4 protein-coding genes are annotated in these 4,804 nt (G+C 36.8%); 3 read left to right on the top strand and 1 reads right to left on the bottom strand.

The window, feature by feature from the left end:
• The first annotated feature begins 210 nt into the window (after nucleotides 1–210).
• A complete protein-coding gene (gene mbcS / locus ACR65M_RS26445; RefSeq protein ID WP_341330632.1) occupies nucleotides 211–1,791 on the top strand; it encodes an acyl-CoA synthetase MbcS in 1,581 nt (526 codons plus the stop codon).
• Nucleotides 1,792–1,882: 91 nt separating this feature from the next.
• Nucleotides 1,883–3,472: an amidohydrolase gene (locus ACR65M_RS26450; RefSeq protein WP_341330633.1), complete on the top strand. Its 1,590-nt coding sequence runs from the start codon at nucleotides 1,883–1,885 to the stop codon at nucleotides 3,470–3,472.
• A 46-nt stretch (nucleotides 3,473–3,518) separates the two neighbouring features.
• Here ACR65M_RS26450 and ACR65M_RS26455 read toward each other — a convergent pair whose 3' ends face one another.
• Nucleotides 3,519–4,316: an NAD kinase gene (locus ACR65M_RS26455; RefSeq protein ID WP_341330634.1), complete on the bottom strand. Its 798-nt coding sequence runs from the start codon at nucleotides 4,314–4,316 to the stop codon at nucleotides 3,519–3,521.
• A 152-nt stretch (nucleotides 4,317–4,468) separates the two neighbouring features.
• Here ACR65M_RS26455 and ACR65M_RS26460 point away from each other — a divergent pair, with 152 nt between their 5' ends.
• Nucleotides 4,469–4,765, top strand: a complete 297-nt coding sequence (locus tag ACR65M_RS26460; protein WP_440274889.1) for a hypothetical protein — start codon at nucleotides 4,469–4,471, stop codon at nucleotides 4,763–4,765.
• Nucleotides 4,766–4,804: the final 39 nt, after the last annotated feature.

A 4,804-nucleotide genomic window follows, 5' to 3' on the forward strand; every position in this document is an offset into this window, starting at 1 on the left:
AATTAATGAAAAAGTGTTAAATTTAATATGGATAGGTGTTTTATATATGTCTCATTTGGCTAGGTCAGTTCATTCATTCCCGTCCTTTTTTGTATTTTGAAAAAATTGAAATCAGATATTATAACCAGGTCACAATTTTTTCACAAAACCCCTCCAAATTGTTTGGAATTTTTTATATAATTAGAAGATAAAGATTGAGGAGGAATGATTGTGAAAAGAGAAGATTTACTTGCACCCTTACGGTATAACCTTGTTCAGGAAATTGAAAAATATGCAAAAGATCCTAAAAAAATTGCGTTGAAATGGGAAGATGAGCAGGGAAGCAAAAAGGAAATTACATACGTTGACCTCTTCAAGAATGTAAATAAAATTGGGAATACATTTATCAACAATGGTCTAAACAAAGGGGATAAGGTATTAGTTATTATTCCGAGATTAGTGGAAGCATATATGGTTTATTTAGGGGCGTTAAAAGCTGGACTAGTTGTCATTCCTAGCTCAGAAATGCTTCGTACAAAAGATCTTCAATACCGAATCACTCATGGCGATGTAAAAGCCATTATTAGCTATCACCCTTATTGTGATCAATTTTCATCTATCGAAAGTATTGAGCAAATCCAGAAGTTTGCAGTTGGCGAAAAGGTGGCAGAGTGGGTTTCATTAGAAGAGGAAATGCAAAGTCAATCTGAAGAACTTGCAGCAGCAGAAACAAGCAAGGACGATATGGCGTTCCTTTCCTATACTTCCGGAACAACTGGTAATCCGAAAGGCGTTGTTCACACACATGGCTGGGCATATGCACATTTAAAAACAGCAGCTCCATACTGGTTAAGCATCAGTGAATCGGATACGGTATGGGCAACAGCGGGACCTGGCTGGCAAAAATGGATTTGGAGTCCATTTCTTTCAACTTTAGGTAGTGGCGCTACTGGATTCGTGTATAACGGGAAATTTGATCCAAATAAATATTTGCAATTGTTGGGTTCGTATAAGATTAATGTGTTATGTTGTACACCAACCGAATATCGACTTATGGCAAAGGTTGAGAATTTGTCTGATTACTCACTTCCAAATTTGCATAGTGCTGTATCAGCAGGAGAGCCGTTAAATCGTGAAGTAATTGACACATTTAGAAGAGAGTTTAATATCGAGGTACGCGATGGCTACGGACAAACCGAAAATACTCTTTTAGTAGGAGTACTAAAAGGAATGACAATAAAACCTGGATCGATGGGCAAGCCTACACCTGGTAATAATGTTGAAATTGTCGATGAGTTTGGTAAGCCTTGTGGTGTTGGTGAAGTTGGGGATATTGGCGTTCATGTGAACACACCTGCGCTTTTTAAAGAATATTACAAGGATCCTGAAAGAACATCATTGCAATTTAGAGGCGATTACTATATTACAGGTGACAAAGCGAAAAAAGATGAAGATGGCTATTTCTGGTTTGAGGGACGTGCCGATGATATTATTATTAGTTCAGGATACACAATTGGGCCATTTGAGGTAGAAGATGCACTCGTAAAACATCCTTCTGTAAAAGAGTGTGCGGTTGTAGCAAGTCCAGATGAAATTCGAGGTAATATTGTAAAAGCATTTGTTGTATTACGTGAAGGTATTACTTCTAATGAGGAACTCATCAAAAACCTACAAGAACATGTAAAGCAATTGACAGCACCATATAAATATCCTAGAAAAATTGAATTTGTTAGTGACTTACCAAAAACAACTTCAGGAAAAATCAGAAGAATTGAGCTTAGACAGGCTGAATCTGAAAAAGCAAAAGCTTAATCCTAAAATACAAAAAAGCAGCTAGTATTTTTACTATCTGCTTTTTGCATGTTAAAGTAAGCTTAAATTAGTAGGGATAGTAGGTGTGAAAATGGGAACTCTTTGGACAGGCGGAAGAATATACACAATGGAAGGTAAACACGCCGCGGTAGAAGCTGTCTTTGTGGAAGACGGCATCATTGTTGATACAGGATTATTATGTGATTTAGAAAAACGATATAAAAATAGAATTTCAAGAGTAACCGATTTAAAAGGGAACACGATGTTTCCAGGTTTTGTTGATAGCCACATGCATCTTATTGGCCACGGGGAAAAGTTAATGAAACTGGATTTTTCGGAGATGACATCTTCCCAGGAAATTGCGACTTCCATACAAACTTTTGTAAAAGATAGGCCTGAAGGTGAATGGATTATTGGAGAAGGATGGAACGAAAATCAGCTTCCTGACAGAAAGATATTTCATCGCAAGGAGTTAGATGAACTCTCCCCCCATAATCCACTCATGTTAAAAAGAATTTGCCGGCATGCAATTGTCGTGAATACAAAGGCACTAGAATTAGCTGGCATCACGGAACATACCCCGAACCCTGAGGGTGGCATTATTGTACGAGATACAGATGGACATGCTACAGGTTATTTATTGGATCAGGCTCAGGAACTCGTAAAAAATGTAATTCCGCAGGTAACGGAAGACTACATTCAAAGTGCACTTCGTTTATCCATTAAGGATTGTCTAAGCAAAGGTCTAATTGGAGGACATACAGAGGATTTAAATTACTACGGGGGATTTGAGCGAACATATAGAGGATTTCTAAAAGTAATCAAAGATGAAGGAATCAAATTTAGAACAAATCTTTTAGTGCATCATGAAGCTGTTAATGACATGCATGGTTTAGGATATTCATATGGAGATGGGGATAATCTTGTAGAGCTTGGTGCAATGAAAATTTTTGCAGATGGTTCACTTGGTGGTAGAACGGCCTTATTAAGTCATCCTTATAATGATTCACCAGAGACGTCTGGTGTAGCAATCCACTCATTAGATAACCTCAAAAAACTTGTTCAAAAAGCAAGGAGTTTTAAGATGCCTGTTGCTATCCATGCGATTGGTGACCTCGCTTTTGAATATGTCTTGGATGCAATAGAAGAATTACCGCCATTACCAAATCATCGTGATCGTTTGATTCACGCGCAAATATTACGTAAAGAACTAATCGACCGTGCGAAACAACTACCACTTATTCTTGATATACAGCCAAGGTTTGTTGTCTCAGATTTTCCATGGGTAATTGAAAGAATTGGCGAAATGAATATGGAATATTGCTATGCATGGAAGACATTGATACAGGAAGGCTTACATTGTGCAGGTGGATCAGATGCTCCAATTGAACCGATTGACCCCATTCTCGGTATTCATGCTGCTGTTACTAGAAAGAAGCCGGGTGAAGAAGATGTATATATGCCTGAGCAAAAACTCTCCGTTTATGATGCTGTACAGTTATTTACTACAGGAAGTGCATATGCAGTTGGAAAAGAAGAGTGTATGGGTAAGATTGCACCCGGATTTAAGGCTGACTTTACAATACTCGATCAAGATATCTTACATATAAATGAAGATGATATTTTGGATACAAATGTGAAGATGACGGTTGTAGATGATACAATCATGTTTGAAAAATAATGAAAAGACCAAGCATTGACTTGGTCTTAAAACTTTGATTCCTTTTTTATAAAAAGGTGCGCTTTACCTTTTCCCAGAATGAATTATCCTTTAATTTTACTGTTTTAATTCTTTTTTCACTCAACTTAATGTCGATTTGCTTTACATTCCGGATGCTGAGTGCTTCATTATCCATACCGATTGAAGGAAAGTCATTTCCATCCTGGACATCACGTAAAGTTAATTTTCTCGCGCCATTTAAAATAAACGGAGAACCTAATGTTCGATACTGGTTATTATTTAAGGATGCCAGTTCAGTGACCTGCATACAAGGAAGAAGTGGGTCGACAACTGCACCTCTAACTGATTTATTATACGCGGTGCTGCCGGTTGGAGTAGAGATAATCATTCCATCGCCACGGAATGTCTCAAAATGCAAATCATCAATATACACATCCAACACAAAGGTTTTAATGATTCCGGAACGAATGGAGCATTCATTTAAACAATAAAAAGATGGATTATCATCAACTTTCACTTCAAGAATTGGATAACGGCGAACTTCAATTTTTTCATTTAACATCGCTTCAACCATTTTATCTGTTTCGTCTGCATGGAAATCACAATAGAGGTTTAAAGCTCCAGTTGTTGAAACTCCAACATATAGACAGTCTTGACGGAAATTAGTCTTGCGAACTGCCTGAAGGAAAGTTCCATCTCCTCCAATACTAACAATGACATTTGCTTTTTTAGCATCATCTACAATTGTAAATTGATGCTCCTTTGCAATCTGATTCAATTTCTCTACATATTCAATAATTTTATCTTCTTTCCGATAAAAGAAGTAGACGTTACGACGATCCATGTAATTACCTCCCAGTGTTTTTCAAATGATGGCAATAAAAGTACATATGTATCTATTTTAGTTTAACAATAAAATGAAACCATTTTGGATTTGATTCGTATTTATTTTTGAACAATTCGTGAATAGTATCCATAAATCTAGGAGGAAAAGAAATGAATGGGAAACGATGGGCAGCTTTAGGGATTGCTGCAGTCATATTTGTATTTTCGATCTTTTTTAATTTTGCAACTAACTTAGCCTCGAAAAATTTTAGTAATTTTTCAGATGAGATTTTGGGGGCATCCAATGAAGAATTTCTCGAAAATGTTGTAATCGAAGGAAAGGGAATGAATAAGATTCTCGTTCTATCTGTTAATGGAGTGATTCAAGACACAGGTGATGTCACTTCTTTTTTCCAATCAGCTGGTTACCATGATGCTAGACTAAAAAGTAGACACAGATTGTTATAATAAATATATCAACTATAACGAGGTGTGTCTGTATGGCAA

The organism is Ferdinandcohnia sp. SAFN-114 (assembly GCF_059415045.1).

Bases quoted from the DNA above. Each gene is read 5' to 3' on its own strand.
- ACR65M_RS26450 (WP_341330633.1), top strand. From the start codon at position 1,883: ATGGGAACTCTTTGGACAGGCGGAAGAATATACACAATGGAAGGTAAA.
- ACR65M_RS26455 (WP_341330634.1), bottom strand. From the start codon at position 4,316: ATGGATCGTCGTAACGTCTACTTCTTTTATCGGAAAGAAGATAAAATT.
- ACR65M_RS26460 (WP_440274889.1), top strand. From the start codon at position 4,469: ATGAATGGGAAACGATGGGCAGCTTTAGGGATTGCTGCAGTCATATTT.